Here is a 17,841-nt window from a genome sequence, read left to right on the forward strand (position 1 = left end):
CGCCGCTGTCACCGGCGGGCATAGCGTCGGCATCGAGAGCGATCACGTGCAGAAGGATAGGCCCAACGATAATCAGGGGCTTTCGCCGAAGGTCTTGCGCCAGTCGCGGGGACTGACCCGATGCCGCTGCCTGAAATGTTGCCGAAACGATGTCGCCGTGTGGAAACCGACCCTTTCCGCAATGGCCTCTACCGACAAGGAGGTGGTTTCCAACAGCTCGCGTCCACGCCGCAGCCGCTCGCTCACCAGCCACTCCACCACCGTCATGCCGGTGGCCTTGTGGAAGTGGCGCGTGAAGGTCCGCCGACTCATGGCGGTACGGGTGGCAAGCGCATCGATGGTGTGCGACTCCGCCAGGTGTTCTCGCAGGTAGTCGAGCAGGCGGTTGATGTGGGCGTCCTGGGTAGAGGTAGCAACCGGCTGCTCGATGAACTGCGCTTGCCCACCCTCTCGATGCGGTGGGACCACCATGGCCCGGGCCACCTTGTTGGCAATTTGCGCGCCGTAATATTCACGCACCAGGAACAAGCAACAATCCAGGCCGGCCGCGGTACCGGCAGACGTCACCAGACGATCCTCCTCCACGTAGAGCGCATTGGTATCCAGCTTGACTCTGGGAAAGCGGCCGATGAAATCCTGCTCGGCCATCCAGTGAGTCGACGCCCGCCTAACGTCCAGCAGCCCGGCGTAAGCCAGGGCATAGGTGCCGTAACATAGCCCCACCACATGGGCACCCCGCTCATGACAACGGACGAGCGCCTCGGCCAGCTCTGGCGGCGGCGCTTCATTCAGGTCATGCCAGCCAGGCACCACCGCGATATCCACCCGGTCCAGCAGCTCCAGGCCGCCATCGGGCCGTACCGTCATCGCCCGCTCGGCCGCCAGCGGCTTCCCCTCCGGCGCCACGATGGACAGATCGAACAGTGGGCGATCGGGCAAGGCCATACCGAACACTGTATAGGGCACCGAGAAATGGAAGGGACTGATATTCGGGTAAAGGATCAGTCCGACGCTGGGCAACGGCAAGGTGCGACTCCTGAGCTTCGTTCCTCATAATCATGGCACCTTGGCCCGAATCTTTCGAATATTGTCATTCAGGCCAATTTTTTGCTCAACCGCGCCCCGCTAAACTGCTTGCCATCACCCCAGCAACGTAATGGAGGAGCATCCAGATGCTGATCAAGACCCTCGCCAGTTCCCTGGCCCTGGCCACGGCCCTAATCGCCGGCAGTGCATCCGCGGACTCGATCTCTCAGGAGACAACGCAGCAGGTGCAGCAGATCCGCAATGCCACGGTGAAGATCACCTATGGGGATACCACCTTCCTGATCGATCCCATGCTGGCCGAGCAGGGCGCCTACCCGGGCTTCGATGGCACCTACCGCAGCGAGCTGCGCAATCCGCTGGTTGGGTTGCCAATGCCGGCAGAGGATGTGATCGACGACACGGACGCCGTGATCGTCACCCACACCCACCTCGACCACTGGGACGCCGCCGCCCAGGCGCTGCTGCCGAAGGATATCCCACTGTTCGCTCAGCACCAGGCCGATGCAGCGATGATCCGTGAGCAGGGCTTTACCAACGTGCGCATCCTTTCCGATAAGGCCGAGTTCGATGGCGTAACCCTGAGCAGGACAGGCGGCCAGCATGGCACCGATGAAATGTATGCCTCACCTGAAGTCGCGGCCGCTCTCGGGGATGTGATGGGCGTAGTCTTCCAAGCGCCTGGCCAGGAGACTCTCTACCTGGTAGGCGACACCATATGGCGCGATGAAGTTGATCAGGCGTTCGATGAGTATGACCCTAAGATTGTGGTGCTCAACGCAGGGCAAGCGATGCGCAGCGATTATGATGATCCCATCATCATGGGCAAGGAAGATGTACTGCGCGCTACCCAGACAGCACCGGAAGCAACAGTAGTCGCCACACACATGGATGCTATCAACCATATGTCGCTGACACGGGCAGCGTTGAGAGAGTACGTGAAGGCGGAGGGCATCGAAGATCATGTCGTGATCCCCGCCGACGGCGAGGTCATCTCCTTCTGATCCCAAGGGCCGCCACCTTCATGGCGGCCCGATTTTCTCTTTCTGCCCGGGTGAGGCTTCACCCGGGCAGTTGCCATCACGTAGAGACGTTAAAGCGTCGTGTATGGCTGAGCCTCACCGGGGTGTCCGCTCCGATTGGACCACTTCAGCCTCAGCCGTGACTGGCTTCGGTGCTATAGACACAAGGAGTGCGTGGTCTTCGTTCTGGCGGGACTGTTGATCATGGTGGGACTGGAGTGGCACGCCACCGTCATCGCCCAACGCTGGAGCTACACCCCGATGATGCCCACCCTGCCACGGCTGGGCACCGGCCTCACGCCTCTGCTGCAGTGGCTGCTGCTCCCCCGCTTATTCTGTGGCCGGCGCGGCGAGAACCGAGCGGAACCGCTTTTATGATCCGTGTCGCCTATTGACCATTGGGTAACCCATGGGTTCTACGCTGCAAGACAGATCCCCCTCGGCTTCCTCCAAGTCGCATTCCCGACACAGACATCTCTTCATCTCATGAAGCACAGGGCTTGGCGTCGCCATAGGAGAATGAAGAATGATTCATGATCACTCGCATCACGCGAAGGACCCCGTATGTGGCATGGACGTCGATCCTCACCATACCGACCACCGCGCCTCACACGCTGGAAAGACCTGGTACTTCTGCTCGGCCAGGTGCCAGCAGAAGTTCGAGGGGGACCCTGACGCCTACCTGCAGGGCGACGACACACCGGCCGAGCCAGCGCCGCCCGGGACGATCTACACCTGCCCGATGCACCCCGAGATCCGCCAGGAGGGGCCGGGCGACTGCCCCATCTGCGGCATGGCCCTGGAGCCCGAGACGGTCTCCGCCGAGTCCGGGCCCTCCGAGGAGCTCAAGGACATGACGCGGCGCTTCTGGATCGGGCTGGTCCTGGCGCTGCCGGTGCTGGTGCTGGAGATGGGGGGGCATATCTTCCGACTCGATCACCTGATCGCCCCCCAGGTCTCGAACTGGATCCAGCTGCTGCTCGCCACGCCGGTGGTGGTCTGGGCGGGCAGGCCCTTCTTCGTGCGCGGCTGGCGCTCCATCGTGCGGCGCAGCCTCAACATGTTCACCCTGATCGCCATCGGCACCGGGGCGGCGCTGGTCTACAGCCTGCTGGCGACCATCGTGCCGGGCATCTTCCCCGAGACCTTCCGCCAGACCGACGGCTCGGTGGCGGTTTACTTCGAGGCGGCGGCGGTGATCGTGGTGCTGGTACTGCTCGGGCAGGTGCTGGAGCTACGAGCCCGGGAGAAGACCTCCGGGGCAATCCGCGCCCTGCTCGACCTGGCCCCGGCCACCGCGCGACGCCTCGATGACGAGGGCCAGGAAGAGGAAGTCTCCCTCGACAAGGTCCAGGTGGGCGATCGCCTGCGCGTGCGCCCCGGCGACAAGGTGCCGCTGGACGGCGAGGTACTGGAGGGGCGCTCCAACATCGACGAGTCGATGGTCACCGGCGAGCCGCTGGCGGTGCGCAAGGAAGCCGGCGATAGCGTAATTGGCGGCAGCATCAACGGCCAGGGCTCGTTCATCATGCGCGCCGACAAGGTGGGCCGCGACACCATGCTGTCGCAGATCGTGCAGATGGTGGCCAGCGCGCAGCGCAGCCGGGCGCCCATCCAGGGGCTGGCCGACAAGGTGGCCGGCGTCTTCGTGCCGGCGGTGATCCTGGTGGCCGTGGTGGCCTTCATCGCCTGGTCGCTGTGGGGGCCCGCACCACCCATGGCCTTCGGCCTGATCGCCGCGGTCAGTGTACTGATCATCGCCTGCCCTTGTGCACTGGGGCTGGCCACTCCCATGTCGATCATGGTCGGCGTGGGACGCGGCGCCCAGGCCGGCGTGCTGATCCGCGACGCCGAGGCGCTGGAGCGCCTGGAGAAGGTCGATACCGTGGTGGTCGACAAGACCGGCACCCTGACCGAGGGCAAGCCTCGGGTCACCGAATTGCGCCCGGCCGAAGGTTTCGACGCTCAGGAACTCCTGCGACTGGCCGCGGGGCTTGAGCGCGGCAGCGAACACCCCCTCGCCCAGGCGATCGTCGACAAGGCCAAGGACGATGGCGTGACGCTCTCGGAGGCCACGGAGTTCGACGCCCCTAACGGCAAGGGGGTGACCGGGCAGATCGACGGCTACCACATCGCGCTCGGCAATCGCCTGCTGATGGAGAGCGAAGGGGTAGACCTCTCGGAGCAAGCTGAGGAGGCCGATCGGCTGCGCGGCGACGGCGCCACCGTGATCTTCGCCGCGGTGGATGGCCGCCTGGCGGGCCTGCTGGCCATCGCCGACCCGGTCAAGGAGACCACCGAGGCGGCCATTCGTGCGCTGCAGGCGGATGGCATTCGCGTGGTCATGCTCACCGGCGACAACCGCACCTCCGCCGAGGCGGTGGCGCGCCGCCTGGGCATCGATGAGGTAGAGGCCGAAGTATTGCCCGAGGACAAGGGTCGCGTGGTGCAGCGCCTGCGTGACGAGGGACGCGTGGTGGTGATGGCCGGCGACGGCGTCAACGACGCCCCCGCCCTGGCCACCGCCGACGTGGGCATCGCCATGGGCACCGGCACCGACGTGGCCATCGAGAGCGCCGGGGTGACCCTGCTGCGCGGCGACCTGACCGGCATCGTCGAGGCGCACCGGCTGTCGCGGGCCACCATGCGCAACATCCGCCAGAACCTGTTCTTCGCCTTCGTCTACAACGCCGCGGGCGTACCGATCGCCGCGGGCGTGCTCTATCCCTTCACCGGCCTGCTGCTGTCGCCGATCATCGCCGCCGCGGCGATGTCGCTCTCCTCGGTGAGCGTGATTACCAATGCCCTGCGGCTTAGGCTGGTGAAACTGACCTCTCCTGACTGACGAACCTGTGGTGTCGCGCGTGTCTCGTCGGGGAATCAGCGCCCGCCCACAAGCGTTTGAGGCAGTTGAGCACCCCGTTGGCGCCATCGCCACGGGGCCGAGATATTCGGGGGCGGATTCGAACTAAGATACAAGTGTGAACCAGGCCTTGAGTGCCGCAATGAAGAAGGACCTCGAGTGACGCCCCAAGACCGCTTTTTTCCCGCCACGGCCATGCCGAACCAGGACTGGTGGCACGCCCTGTGGCCCGATCCTGATGGCGTCGTCAGGGCCTTGCGCATCGGGCAAGGGATGACGGTTGTCGATCTCGGCTGTGGCGATGGGTATTTCACCGCCGCCATCGCCCGGCAGCTGGTGTCGGGGCGCGTCATCGGTGTCGACCTCGATCCGGACATGCTGGAGCAAGCGCAAGCGGCGTGCGCGGGGATGCCGAATAGCGACTGGCTGCTCGGAGACGCCATGGCGCTAAGCCGTCTGCTGAGTGCGCCGGCCGACTATGTGCTGATCGCCAACACCTTCCACGGCGCGCCGGACAAGACGGCGCTGGCCCGAGAAGTCGCGGCGGCATTACAGCCAAACGGCCGCTTCGCCATCGTCAATTGGTACCCCCTCCCCCGTGAGGAAACGACGGTTCTCGACCAGCCGCGCGGCCCCAAGACAGACATGCGGATGTCACCGGAGCAAACCCGAACGGTAGTCGAGCCGGCCGGCTTCACGCTCGAGAGGCTGGTCGAACTGCCGCCCTACCACTACGGCGCCGTTTTCATCCATACCCACTGATTCAGAAGTGAGCCATCGCCGGCCACTCCCCCGAATCATTCTCCAGGAGGTTCAACATGGACCCCGAAACACAAGACACCATGCCAGCCACCACGCGCCGCCCGAACACGGTTGCGCTTGCAACCCGATGATGAGGGGCATGATGCAAAAGATGAGGGCGCAGATGGGCCCGGGCGGCGAAGACCCCATGGCCATGATGCAGAAGATGATGGGGCAGACGGAAAGTGAGTCCGGCGGTGAGGCCGGTAATCCCATGCCGCAGATGATGGGCATGTGCATGAGCATGTACTCGGAAATGCTGACGGCCATGCACAAGACCACGTCGATGGCCGCCTTTGCCACGCCCGAACTTCACACCCTATTCGGCGAGTGGATGGAAGGCCTGGAGCGGGAGGCGCTCGCCGTGCTGGACGACCACGGCGAAGCCGATGCAACGGCCCTGGCGACCCAGCTCAACATCAGCGAGGCAAGCGCCATCCATCTTATTGGGCATCTTGCCGACGAGGGCAAGGTAAGGCTGAGCGTCCAGGCCACCGGGAAGGGGGAACCGTGAGTACCGTCGTGCTGGAGTCCGTGTTGACGTGCCCCCACTGTGGCCATGCCCAGCAGGAGACTATGCCGACCAACGCCTGCCAGTTCTTCTACGAATGCGGCAACTGCAAGGTACTGCTGAGGCCCAAGCCTGGCGACTGCTGCGTGTTCTGTTCCTTCGGCTCGGTGAAGTGCCCGCCGGTTCAGGCGCAGCAAGGGTGTTGCGAGTAGCGTTACGTTTTCGCGGTCATCATTGACAACGCACCCTCGGGCCGGCGGTTTACAGTGAGAGGCGACGACCGGCTTGAGCAGCTTTCCAGTGCATGGGTTTACACTACCGCTTTACACAAAACTGCCCCCTCACGTCCTCCAGGAGAGGAAGTCAGCGTGCGCAAAGAAATGATGATATTTTCCCACAGCCGCTATCGGCCAGAAGCAGTCCTTCAGCGAGAATTAATATAACGATTTGCTCACCGGTAAGCTGCGAGCACAGCGAGTAATTTATCCGCGTGCAGCAACTTGTTATATGCCGGAACCGCCAATTCAGTTCGTCTCACTTAGGGCAGTATCCAAACTTTCTAAAGCAGAGATCACCTCGTTAACAGTATGCTGATCGAACTCAGGCAAGTCAGTCTCGTCATGTGTACCTTTGTTCAAGTGCGACCAATACGCGTTTCTTCCATCTTGACCTAGCACAGTAGTGAGAGCAGACACTATCATCTCTTTATTAGGTATATTTGACTGGGAACGATTCAGCTTAGATCTTAGATTTTCAGCTAATGCCCTTAGATCCCATGGCGCCGAAGGAGAACGACGAGAGACACTAATTAGGCTGTCCTTCTTATCACTATATTTTCCGTAATGAAACCAAGTTTTTTCACATAAGTTCTCTAGCGCTCTTCTTGCCGACATAAGCGCGTCGCGATACTCCCCTTGTGCATACAGTTCGCGTGCAGCTAATACATAATTTTTTGGCCGCCTTAATGAGTCAACTTGAATATGGCCTTCGCCAGCGCTTGATAAGAAAACATATGACTGAGACGCAAGTGACTGACTCTTACCTAGCAGTTGATGTGTGTTATTAAAGAACTCCTCACCATGCACTGCCAAAATGATCTGACAACCCTTGAAAAAATCATCAACAAATAACGTTTCCCTGATGGCACGACGATGCTCATCATCAATTGCGTTCACCGGGTCGTCAAAAATAAGAACCGGACAACGCTCTTTTATGTTCTTAGCAAGCAATATTGCTAGCCCAAGGCAACGGATATGCCCCTCACTCAGAATATGAAGCGCATCAAATAAGGCAGAATGGTCTTTCAAAAATGTAATGGACAGCCGTTGATTTTGAGATAACGGAAGCTGAACAGAAGCTAATTTATCTTCTTCTGAATCGTAACGATTAAAAGCATTGTAAAGTCTCACAATCAGGTCGCCGAGGTCAGCAACTAACTGGCTCGGCAATCGATTCATATATGTATTCAAGCTTTCTACAAATCTCTTATAAGAAGTTGCAATGTCTTGATTTTTTTGAACTTTGGCATGCTCAGCATCCACATCAGCTATAAGTTGAGCATTCTCCGTATCAAAACTAGTGATTGCCTGTTGCGCAGCAATAATTGCTTGTTTAGCTGTGTCTCTGCGTATTTCTAAGACAGTGACTTGCTCTTTAAAACAGCGCAAACGATTTAGCTCAGTTTTCTTAGTTGAACGTATTTGGGCGTCCTGATCAGTCTTTTTGTCGGCTTCCTCGAGATACTTTACCTGAGCTTCCAGGTGCTGCCATGGCGTAAAACCATCCGCTAACTGTTGCTGCAAGGAATGCCACCATCCGATATCGACTTGTGAGCCAGGTGAAATATGAAAATGTCGGATAACATTGTTTTGTGGCAGAAACGTCAAACAAACATTCAATATTTGCGAGAGGTCCAGCAACCATCTACTAACATTTTGTTGAAGCCGTTGTGCAGTTTTCTGAAGCTCTGCCAAGTGTTGCAGCTTTTGAAGTTCTTCATTAGCGTTACCGTAAGGGTTTACGGATACTTGGGTGAGCGGCGTTTTACACGCTGGACAATGCTCTGGACTATTCGATTGTAGTTGAACAACTGCGTCGTATAAATTCTTGAATGATACCTCCTGACTTGCACTTTCCAAGTCTTTTTTCTTCAACTCCAGCTCTCTGAGACCGCTGCTAATGGAGCTACCAAGTGTCTGTAATGCGCCAATTGTTAAGTTGGTTTTACTTGCTTGGGGCTGTTGCAAATCGGTTTCTAATCGATGGATTGCTCCTTCATTTTCATCGTCACCGTTTAGTTCAAAGACCAATTGGCTAAAGGTTGCTGCTTCACGGTACTGGGTGGCTAGTGCTTGCTCCTCAGCATTTAGTCTTTTCAGCTCTGCATTGTTAGTCGCTATCTGCTGCTGAGAACCAGAAAGTGCCTGCCTTTTTTGCGCTAACTGAGCTGCTTTAACACCAGTAAGATCAATATATTTTGGGTCAAACTCAGAAGTAAAATTGCGCACAAACTCGTTGAAAGAGTCTAAGCCAAATAACGTCGATATAAGCTCAGTTTGCTTGGCGGGTGCCTGAGCGGCAATTCTGGAAAAATTATCGATACGATTTTTTTCAACGAAACAAAATCTAAATAGCTCTTCATTTGCTTCAATTTCAACCTCAGCGCCTTGCTCATTTAAGCCTGTAACAACTGGCGTTGAAAAACGATTAACATGTGCGTTTTTCAGGTAATTCCCCTGATCTCGAAAACGCTTGCTTTCCGCTTCAGCTACGTTACCCAGAAGGCTATATTCAAGGGCTTCGCAGAAGCTAGATTTGCCAGTACCATTCGGACCGTATATTAGGACTAAAAGACTTTCTAAATCAAAAACCTCTTGCCTAGAGAAACCACGAAACGGCCCCACTGCCATGCTTTTTATCTGAGTAATGGGGGAAGTTTTCTCGGCGGTCATCTCGGGTAAAGACTGAATCTCTATGCTTAAGGCATCCCAGTTAGCTTGGGCCAAGGCAACCATTTTCTTAACCCGCTGGCCTTGATAGGTTCCTAGAAAAGCAAGCTCATCAAGGTTTGCCAGGACAAGGTTCGCTATCTTGCGCACTCCCGGAAGAACTTCGTCTGAATCCAGAGTTCGCAAAAATCGTAGATATTCAGACTCAATCATAATACTTCCTTATATTTTAGATTCAATTCCTTCACTTTTGTCACCTGTTAGTAAAGTCCGATGGTGCTCTCTAGAGGCTTTTAAATACTAGCTGAATATGTATTCAGGTTGATCTTATTTGAGTATCTTGGATCGGCAACGGGCCATATCTTGCCCTAAAGGCGAGATTTTTTGATTACTTACTGGGCACTCCCATTTTTCAGGCTTTGGCATATAACGCCCGAATTTTCGGCTGGTTTGGAGCAAAACGGAAAAGCAGTCCGACAATATGCGATTGTTAGAAAACGTCATGACGGGCCAATTTCCCAAAAAACAGAAAGCACTGTGTACGAATCATCTTTCGAAAACGAACTATAATCTTTAGCAACATAGAATATTAAGTATGGAAGAAAGTATTGTTGTATAACCGCACTTCCAAGACTTGAAATAGTTGCTCCACCGAATCTAATTTTTGAGAAGACATTCTCATCGAACAGCTCTTCTGGTATGGGAAACTTAACAATAAATGGCTTAAAATTTTCAAGCTCAATCCAAGCATCAACCCTTTTAGAGCTAGGCGTGTAAAAATCCTCTCTATCGATAACCAACGAACAGAATCGTGACAGCACTATATCCAAATTATTATAGATTGTGCTATCTAGATTCGGAATGCCCTTGACCGCTTCATCCGAAAAAATAAATTTGAGTCCATTCCTCAAGATCTTTTCTCTATCTCCGTGAACAGAAAAATTATACCTAGTTAGAAGTATTTGGCTGAGTTTTGAGCCCTTTATATCGCCTTTTTCGATAACCACCTTGTCTATAAGCGATGGGTTTTTACCCAAGATTGAATAGTACTTTTTCCTCTTTGACGGAATACCGAAGTCAAACCTTCTATTCTTTTTGAACCGATCTTTGAGATACACATACAGCGCAATAACAATGGAAAAACCACTTATTATCGTAGCCACATTAGCAGCAAGTGACACAGTTGCAGGTGATATCACAGAACTAGTTTCCTCAGTTTTTCTAACGCCAAGCATCACGCGACCGAAAACCGCGTAGCGGTTTTTGGGTCGCCGTGGATGCACTTGTTAGCCACCAACTCGCTCCCCCACCCATTCTACGGCTTCATTGATATCAGCAATGACCTCACATGGATAATCGTTCGCCAATTGGAGATGCTTTTGCTGAAGAAGTGATCTTAACGGTTTCTCCGTCATGAAAGCTCTACAGTATCCAACTGCGGCTGCCGCATGGTGAAAATCGTAGAAATCATTCGCCACCAATTTCCTCCCTTTATCCCAGCGAACCGCAGCATGACATAGGGCAGAAACATGCAGACTCGGCAATCTCAGTGCCACGGACCTCTTTGTGACTAAGTTTCCGAATACTGTATGCCATTTCTGTTCACGCTCCTGTATTTCATGGTCCGAGCACGCAGCCGAAACGCCCGACACCCTCTCATATTCCTTTTCCGACCACATGCGAGGCACATGCATGAACAGACTCAACCCACCGCGGATTTCGTCAAGATAGACCTGCTTGAAGTTCTTCACCTCATCTTGATGATTTCGATTTAGCTCATTCAGTTTGCCTGCCGTTTCACCAAACTTCCCTGGTGGAAAAAATGCTCCGTCCTCCAGACAGGAAAGCACTTCAACCAATGGAATCTGCCACATATGGTCGAAAAATGACTTTTGAATGACGAGTTCCTCTTCCGGAGGAAAGGCTGTCTCAGAAGGGTGCACTACGCCCAACACATAGCTGAGCTTAGACCACACTAGGTCTTTGGGCTCGTGATACTGAGCACCGTTGGGTGTCGGCACGGCAATGACACTAACCAACTCCTGTGCAACCCGTTGTTCATACGGAACCAGCGTTATGCCATGACTGAATTCATCAATTAGCTCTGCTGTGGCTTGCCGGGTGGTTAGATCTTGCTGCTTCAGTAACTCCAGAAACACGGACTCACTAATCGGACAGAGAACTTTTCCGCTCGTTACGGCGCTTCTTATCTTGCCGAGCAGCTCATCGGCAGCCTGAATTTTTGACCGACCCATGTGGGCATCACGAAGCAGCACCCAAAAGCGTTGATCGAGATATATCTTCTCCAAGCCCTGAATTGACTCAGCAAGCTCCAGTGCTTTTTCTTTGACGTATTGATCTATAGAAATCTCAGGATGTCGCCTGTGGAATTCGAATGAAGCCGCTATATCAGGAGCAGTGGGTCCTTGCATGGGATGGCCTTGGTGTCTAAAAGTTGTATTATATAGCACGCTTGATTTTCCACTTGAACGCGAACGCGCGTTCAACAATGTTATGCCGCACGCTCAACCCCCTCTCATCCTATTGAAATCCCAAGTTATTAAGTATACAGCCACATAACACCGATCACTGTGTATGCCACATATCCTCAGCGACCGTGCTCGCTGACTTTTCCGGCATGGCCGCTTAGGGTCGAAACCTGTCATAAGAAAATCAAAATAAAACCGGCATTTCGCCGGATCGGGGGCTTCGCCCCTGTTCCGAGAAAACGCCGGTAAAACGTTACGTCTGCTGAGTCTCGTCATCATCCTGCGTCCCTGCCCCCTGCGCCGGCCGTTTGCGGGCCTTGCTCTCCTGCCTTGCCATTCCAGCCTAGCTCAGGGGGATTCGGGCTGCCACGCCTGCCCTGTCCACGAACCAGGGTCCACAATGAGCACCGGCACAAGGGGTCCGCGCTGGCTATATTGGTAGGGATGGACCGCCCTTCGCGCTCGGCCTGCCTCACCGGCAGGCAGCGCATCCGTGCCGGGCGCCAGCAGCGAGCTGGGCTGCCCGGCTCATCTGGAGGATCACGAGATGAGTGACATCCTGCGGGGCGGCGTCCTCGCCATCGGGCTTGCGGCGGCGGGTCTGCCAACCGCGCACTTGATGGCCGACGACACCGAGGCAATGATCGAGACACTGCGCACCGCCACCCAGCGTTTCGAGGACATCAACGTGGCCCTGGCGGAGGGCTATGTGCCGGATCCCTCCGGCGAGTGCGTCAAGGCCGGCGCGCATGGACTGCCGCCGGAACTCGGTCACATGGGCATCCACTACCTGCGCCCCGACCTGCTGGGCCTCACCGCCAGCGAGCCGCGTGTTAACGGTACAGGTACCCATACCGACTTCAACAACCCCGCCATCCTGCTCTACGAGCCCCAGCCGGACGGCACCCTGGTGCTGGTGGGCATCGAGAACCTGGTCTTTACACGGGCCTGGCATGAGGCCGGCAACGTTGATCCGCCAAGCTTGCTGGGCCGCCGCTGGGACTACATGGCCGATGACCCGGCCATCCCCGGCGACCAGGCCCATGGCTTCGAGCCTCACTACGACCAGCACGTCTGGTTACGCGAGAATCCGAGCGGCAACCTGGAGCCCTTCAACCCGGCAGTCAGCTGCGATCTGCGCAGCACCTGACGCCACAGGGGAGGCATTACCGCCTCCCCTGCCCTTTCGCCCGTGATGCCCCGCCGCTAGGGCCCGGCGTCGACCCGATAGCCCAGTGCCGCGAGCCGGCGTTGCTGCGCCGCCGTCAGTGCCACGCCGGCCTCGTCGTCGTCCTCTGAAGAGCCCGCCAGCACCGCCACGCCGGCCTCATCATCGGCGTGCAACAGGCGCTCGCCGCAGCGCCAGCACTGCCAGGCATCGACGCCGCTCGCATCCGGCACCACCTCGAGCTCATCGGCGCCCTGGCCGAGCTGGATGGCCTCCTGGGGCCAGAGGCTCACGGGCTCACCCTCGGCATCCCGGCCGTGGCCGAGCGGTGCACCGCACACCAGCAGCGTGACGGCGCCGCAGCCGCAGGCGAGTTGCCCATAGGGTCCATTGCTCATGATTGGCTCCTCGGGAAGGGGGTGGCCACAGTGTGGCAGCCTCAGGCGGTCCTGCCGAACCGGGACCCGGCTTGGCCAACGGCGAGCATGGCGTATGCTGGTGGTCACTCGGACACCCAAGGAGCCCGGACGATGATCGATGCGAAGGACATGCCCCACCTGGAGCGCTGCGTGGCGCTGGCGGAGAAGGGGCTGGAGGCGGGCGACGAGCCCTTCGGCTCGGTGCTGGTGAGCGGCGACGGGGAGGTACTGGCGGAGGACCACAACCACGTGGCCGGCGGTGATGCCACCCGGCACCCGGAGTTCTTCCTGGCACGCTGGGCGGCGGAGCACCTGACGCCCGAGCAGCGCGCCCGGGCCACGGTCTACACCTCCGGCGAGCACTGCCCCATGTGTGCGGCGGCCCACGGCTGGGTGGGCCTGGGGCGGATCGTCTACGCCAGCTCCTCCCAGCAGCTCATCGGCTGGCTCGAGGAGATGGGCGTCTCGCCGGCGCCGGTGGCCCCGCTGCCGATCCAGCAGGTGGTGCCGAACGCGGTGGCCGAGGGCCCGGTGCCGGCCTTCGCCGAGCGGATCCGCGAGCTGCACCGCCGCCTGCACGGCGCCTGAGGCGCGCTGTCCTCAGCCGGTGACCCGCGCCTGCTCGATGAATGCCGCACAGCGCCGCTGGGCAGGCCGTTCGGCCAGGCCCGCCCAGTAGGCCTCGAACTCGGGGCGACGCGGCAGGGTGCCGAACTGCATGCCCCAGCCGATGTGTGAGCCCACGTAGACATCCGCCGCGCTGAAGGCGTTGCCGGCGATGAAGGGCCGGTCCGCCACGGCGCTGGCCAGGGTCTCCACCAGCGTCCAGTAGTCTCCATGGCCCATGCGCATCTGCTGCTCCGCCGTGGGCGTAACGCCCAGGCCGTTCAGCGCGATGGCGGTCTCCAGCGGGCCGGCGGCGAGGAACAGCCAGCGGTAGTAGTCGCCCCGCGCGGCGGGCGGTGGCGCAAGGCCCGCCCCGGGAAAGGCATCGGCGAGGTAGGCGCAGATGGCCGCTGCCTCGGTCACCACGGTGTCGCCATGGCGGATGGCCGGCACCTTGCCCAGCGGGTTGATGGCGAGGTACTCCGGCGCCTTCATGGTGGCGCCGTACTCCAGCATCACCGTGCGGTAGTTGACGCCGAGCTCCTCGAGCATCCAGTGCACGATGCCACCGCGCGACAACGGGTTGGTGTAGAACACCAGCTCGGCGGGCACCGCTTGGGCCGTGACACCCTCGCCCTGCCCGGTCGCCTCGGGCTCCGCCAGGGCCGGCGGCGGCAGGGTGACCTCGGGCGGCAGCACATACCCCTCGCCGGGCTGGTTGACCACCTCGATACCCACCGCGCGCAGCACGGCGATCTCCTGGTAGAGCGTACGCAGCGAGATGCCCAGCGCCTCGGCAAGGGCGGGGCCGGGCATGGGCTCCCGGCGATGGCGCAGCAGGCGGATCAGCGCCTGCAGACGGAGGGTTCGTGACATGGGCGATTCCTCTTGGACGTTGTTGTTGTGCCACTCGCCATCGCGGCGGAGCGTGAAGCGGTCATCATGCCTCCGACTCGTGTCGGCTTACAGCCCCTGGGCGCCACGACGCAGCCAGTCATGCACGAAGGCAAGCTTCTGGCGTGCGGCATCCGAGAGCGCGAAGGGGTAGAGATCGGAGAGCCCCATGGAGCGATTGACGTGGTTGACGCCTGCCACCAGGCTGGTCGCGACCCGGATCAGGCGCTCGGCGTCGGGCTCCACGTAGGGGTCCCAGTAGGGGCTCGGCAGCTCCGGGGAGGAGAGCCCCGCCGCCACGAAGCTGTCGGTGATATCGGTCAGGTGCAGCAGATGGGCGGCGGTCTCGGCCCAGTCCTCGTGGGGATGCGCGGAGGCGTAGGTGGTCAGGAAGCGTAGCCGCCAGTCCGGCGGCGGACCGTCATGGAAGTAACGCTGGAGCGCGGCGGGATAGTCCTCTCGTTCATCGCCGAACATGGCCCTGAAGGCCTCGAGGAAGTCCTCGCGCAGGCTGAGGCGCCACCACAGCATATGCGAGATCTCGTGGCGCATATGGCCGATCATGGTGCGGTAGGGCTCCTCCAGGGCCTCCCGGCGCGTGGTTCGCAGCACCTCATCCGCCTCGGCCACGCTGATGGTCACCACGCCCCCGGCATGGCCCATGGCCACCGGAGTCGGCCCCTCGGCCAGCATATGAAACACCGGCGGTGCGCCGGGATCCTCGGGGCGAAACCAGTGCCAGCGCCCCAGGTTGTCGAGCACCCAGCGCTTGGCGGCCTCGGTCTGCGCCCAGTTGGGCATGGCATCGGGAATGGAGGGGTCCGGCGCCAGCGCGGTCATGGCACAAGAGCGGCAGAAGGCGCCCTGCCTGGGGGCGATCCAGTTGCAGCCGATGACCTCGCGATTCACACAGAACGGCGGCATGGGTAAGAAGGCCCTGGCCTGGGGGTCATAGGCGACGGGCGTGCCGTCGGCGGTGGCGAGGTTGTCGAACCACAGGGCCCCGGCACCGACCGGGTTGGCAAAGACACGCATGAGGCAGTCACTCCGCGGTTACCGCAAGGCAGATGGCCCGACGCTCTATCGCGCATCGTCCTCCTTGTGCGGCAGCCGAGCAAACGCCACTCTCAACGCGAAACGTTCTTCCCAACCCGAAACGCCTTGCTCAACATAAAACAACAAGGCGGCAAAGGAAGCCCCTGCCGCCTGTCGTTCGTCGCGATGAGCGCAAGCCCATAACTCGACTCAGATTTCAAACCCCAGGCCGAAGTCCTCGGCGCTGATCGCCATCAGCGAGTCGGCGCCGGCCTCGATGGACCCCTTGTGGGCGCGGGTACGCGGCAGCAGGCGCTGGTAGAAGAAGCGCGCGGTATCCAGCTTGGCACGGTAGAAGGCGGCCTCGTCGGTGCCCTCGGCCAGCACGCCGCGGGCCTGCTTGGCGGCGCGGGCGAACAGGTAGGCCAGGGTCACGTAGCCCGAGTACATCAGGTAGTCGACGCTGGCGGCGCCCACCTCCTCGCGATCGCTCATGGCCTTCATGCCGATGGCCATGGTCAGCTCGCCCCACTCCTGATTGAGCTTGGCCAGCGGGCGCACGAACTCGGCGAGCTCGGCGTTGCCCTCCTCGGCCTGGCAGAACTTGTGGATCTCCCTGGTGAAGACCTTGAGGCTCTCGCCCTGGCTCATCAGCACCTTGCGGCCGAGCAGGTCGAGCGCCTGGATGCCGGTGGTGCCTTCGTAGAGGCGGGTGATGCGCGCGTCGCGCACCAGCTGCTCCATGCCCCACTCCTGGATGAAGCCGTGGCCGCCGAACACCTGAACCCCTTCATTGGTGGCCTCGAAGCCCACCTCGGTGAGGAACGCCTTGACGATGGGGGTCAACAGGCCCAGCAGGGTCTCGGCCTGTTCCTTCTCGGCGGCATCAGCGCCGTGCTCGACGATATCGATCATCTGGGCGGTGTAGAGCGCAAGCATGCGGCCGCCCTCGGCGAAGGCCTTCTGGGTCAGCAGCATGCGGCGCACGTCCGGGTGGACGATGATCGGGTCGGCGGCCTTCTCCGGCGCCTTGGGGCCTGAGAGCGCGCGCATCTGCAGGCGGTCGCGGGCATAGGCCAGGGCGTTCTGAAAGCTCGCCTCGGTGAGGCCCAGGCCCTGGATGCCGACGCCGATACGGGCGGCGTTCATCATGGTGAACATGCAGGCCAGGCCCTTGTGGGGCGCACCCACCAGGTAGCCCTTGGCCGCATCGAAGTTCATCACGCAGGTGGCGTTGCCGTGGATGCCCATCTTGTGCTCCAGCGACCCGCACACCACGCCGTTGCGCTCACCCGGCTCACCCGCCTCGTTCGGCAGATACTTGGGCACCACGAACAGCGAGATGCCTTTCGAGCCCTCGGGGGCGTCGGGCAGCTTGGCCAGCACCAGGTGGACGATGTTCTCGGCCAGGTCGTGCTCGCCGGCGGAGATGAAGATCTTGGTGCCGGTGATGTCATAGGCGCCGTCATCGGTGGGCACCGCGCGAGTCTTGATCAGGCCGAGGTCGGTGCCGCAGTGGGGCTCGGTCAGGCACATGGTGCCGGTCCAGGTGCCCTCCACCAGCCTGGTCAGGTAGGTGGCCTTCTGCTCGTCGGTGCCGTGGTGGCGCAGGGCATCGGCGGCCCCGTGGGAGAGCCCCGGGTACATGCCCCAGGCCAGGTTGGTGGAGCAGACCATCTCGTTGAGCACCATGGCAAGCGAGTGCGGCAGCCCCTGGCCGCCGTGCTCGGGGTCGGCGGCCAGGCTCGGCCAGCCGCCCTCCACGTACTGGGCATAGGCCTCCTTGAAGCCCTTGGGCGCCTTCACCTCGCCGCCCTCCAGCAGGCAGCCCTCGCGGTCGCCGCTCTGGTTCAGCGGCAGCAGCACCTCGCGGGCGAAGCGCGCGCCCTCCTCCAGGATCGCGGCGACCACGTCGGGGCTGGCCTCCTCGCCGCCGGGCAGGCGGGCGTAGTGGGCCGGGTAGTCCAGCATCTCGTCCATGACGAAGCGGATATCGCGCAGGGGGGCCTGATAGTCGGGCATCTCAACTCTCCACAATCAA

At 59.8% G+C, this 17,841-nt stretch carries 16 protein-coding genes; 8 read left to right on the plus strand and 8 right to left on the minus strand.

What is annotated here, in order from left to right; translation table 11 throughout:
- Nucleotides 1-72: 72 nt before the first annotated feature.
- A complete protein-coding gene (locus tag RAN53_RS03125; protein ID WP_305795354.1) occupies nt 73-1,026 on the minus strand; it encodes a GlxA family transcriptional regulator in 954 nt (317 codons plus the stop codon).
- A 146-nt stretch (nt 1,027-1,172) separates the two neighbouring features.
- Between RAN53_RS03125 and RAN53_RS03130 the strand changes: the two genes are divergently transcribed.
- From RAN53_RS03130 to RAN53_RS03155, 6 genes are all read left to right on the plus strand, one after another.
- Nucleotides 1,173-2,048 carry an MBL fold metallo-hydrolase gene (locus tag RAN53_RS03130; RefSeq protein WP_305795355.1) on the plus strand — a complete coding sequence of 292 codons (876 nt, stop codon included), beginning with the start codon at nt 1,173-1,175 and terminating at the stop codon, nt 2,046-2,048.
- Nucleotides 2,049-2,240: 192 nt separating this feature from the next.
- Nucleotides 2,241-2,444 carry a hypothetical protein gene (locus tag RAN53_RS03135; RefSeq protein ID WP_305795356.1) on the plus strand — a complete coding sequence of 68 codons (204 nt, stop codon included), beginning with the start codon at nt 2,241-2,243 and terminating at the stop codon, nt 2,442-2,444.
- Nucleotides 2,445-2,592: 148 nt separating this feature from the next.
- The gene (locus RAN53_RS03140) at nt 2,593-4,911 is read left to right on the plus strand and encodes a heavy metal translocating P-type ATPase (RefSeq protein WP_305795357.1); all 2,319 of its coding nucleotides are present in this window, start codon (nt 2,593-2,595) and stop codon (nt 4,909-4,911) included.
- A gap of 177 nt (nt 4,912-5,088) precedes the next feature.
- Nucleotides 5,089-5,691: a class I SAM-dependent methyltransferase gene (locus RAN53_RS03145; protein WP_305795358.1), complete on the plus strand. Its 603-nt coding sequence runs from the start codon at nt 5,089-5,091 to the stop codon at nt 5,689-5,691.
- Between the two features lie 139 nt (nt 5,692-5,830).
- Nucleotides 5,831-6,244 (plus strand): hypothetical protein, encoded by a 414-nt coding sequence (locus RAN53_RS03150; RefSeq protein ID WP_305795359.1) that lies wholly within the window; start codon nt 5,831-5,833, stop codon nt 6,242-6,244.
- Nucleotides 6,241-6,453, plus strand: coding sequence for a GDCCVxC domain-containing (seleno)protein (locus RAN53_RS03155; protein WP_305795360.1), 213 nt, complete (start codon nt 6,241-6,243; stop codon nt 6,451-6,453). Before RAN53_RS03150 ends, RAN53_RS03155 begins: the two co-directional genes overlap by 4 nt.
- A gap of 312 nt (nt 6,454-6,765) precedes the next feature.
- Here the strand turns inward: RAN53_RS03155 and RAN53_RS03160 are convergent, their stop codons facing one another.
- From RAN53_RS03160 to RAN53_RS03170, 3 genes are all read right to left on the minus strand, one after another.
- Entirely contained in the window at nt 6,766-9,402 is a 2,637-nt protein-coding gene (locus tag RAN53_RS03160) for an AAA family ATPase (RefSeq protein ID WP_305795361.1), read from the minus strand.
- 287 nt (nt 9,403-9,689) lie between these two features.
- Nucleotides 9,690-10,472 (minus strand): hypothetical protein, encoded by a 783-nt coding sequence (locus RAN53_RS03165; RefSeq protein WP_305795362.1) that lies wholly within the window; start codon nt 10,470-10,472, stop codon nt 9,690-9,692.
- Nucleotides 10,473-10,475: 3 nt separating this feature from the next.
- Nucleotides 10,476-11,621 (minus strand): hypothetical protein, encoded by a 1,146-nt coding sequence (locus tag RAN53_RS03170; RefSeq protein WP_305795363.1) that lies wholly within the window; start codon nt 11,619-11,621, stop codon nt 10,476-10,478.
- 604 nt (nt 11,622-12,225) lie between these two features.
- Here RAN53_RS03170 and RAN53_RS03175 point away from each other — a divergent pair.
- Nucleotides 12,226-12,828, plus strand: a complete 603-nt coding sequence (locus RAN53_RS03175; protein WP_305795364.1) for a hypothetical protein — start codon at nt 12,226-12,228, stop codon at nt 12,826-12,828.
- A 56-nt stretch (nt 12,829-12,884) separates the two neighbouring features.
- Here the strand turns inward: RAN53_RS03175 and RAN53_RS03180 are convergent, their stop codons facing one another.
- Nucleotides 12,885-13,244 (minus strand): hypothetical protein, encoded by a 360-nt coding sequence (locus RAN53_RS03180; protein WP_305795365.1) that lies wholly within the window; start codon nt 13,242-13,244, stop codon nt 12,885-12,887.
- Between the two features lie 132 nt (nt 13,245-13,376).
- Between RAN53_RS03180 and RAN53_RS03185 the strand changes: the two genes are divergently transcribed.
- Complete coding sequence (locus RAN53_RS03185; protein ID WP_305795366.1) at nt 13,377-13,853, plus strand: nucleoside deaminase; 477 nt, start codon at nt 13,377-13,379, stop codon at nt 13,851-13,853.
- A gap of 12 nt (nt 13,854-13,865) precedes the next feature.
- Here the strand turns inward: RAN53_RS03185 and RAN53_RS03190 are convergent, their stop codons facing one another.
- The 3 genes from RAN53_RS03190 to RAN53_RS03200 form a co-directional block, all read right to left on the minus strand.
- Nucleotides 13,866-14,747, minus strand: coding sequence for a glutathione S-transferase N-terminal domain-containing protein (locus tag RAN53_RS03190; protein ID WP_305795367.1), 882 nt, complete (start codon nt 14,745-14,747; stop codon nt 13,866-13,868).
- Between the two features lie 87 nt (nt 14,748-14,834).
- Nucleotides 14,835-15,800, minus strand: a complete 966-nt coding sequence (locus RAN53_RS03195; protein ID WP_305795368.1) for a putative zinc-binding metallopeptidase — start codon at nt 15,798-15,800, stop codon at nt 14,835-14,837.
- A 210-nt stretch (nt 15,801-16,010) separates the two neighbouring features.
- Complete coding sequence (locus RAN53_RS03200; RefSeq protein WP_305795369.1) at nt 16,011-17,822, minus strand: acyl-CoA dehydrogenase C-terminal domain-containing protein; 1,812 nt, start codon at nt 17,820-17,822, stop codon at nt 16,011-16,013.
- Nucleotides 17,823-17,841 lie beyond the last annotated feature (19 nt).

Origin of the sequence: Halomonas sp. SSL-5 (genome assembly GCF_030708455.1) — a bacterium.
GTDB lineage: Bacteria > Pseudomonadota > Gammaproteobacteria > Pseudomonadales > Halomonadaceae > Halomonas.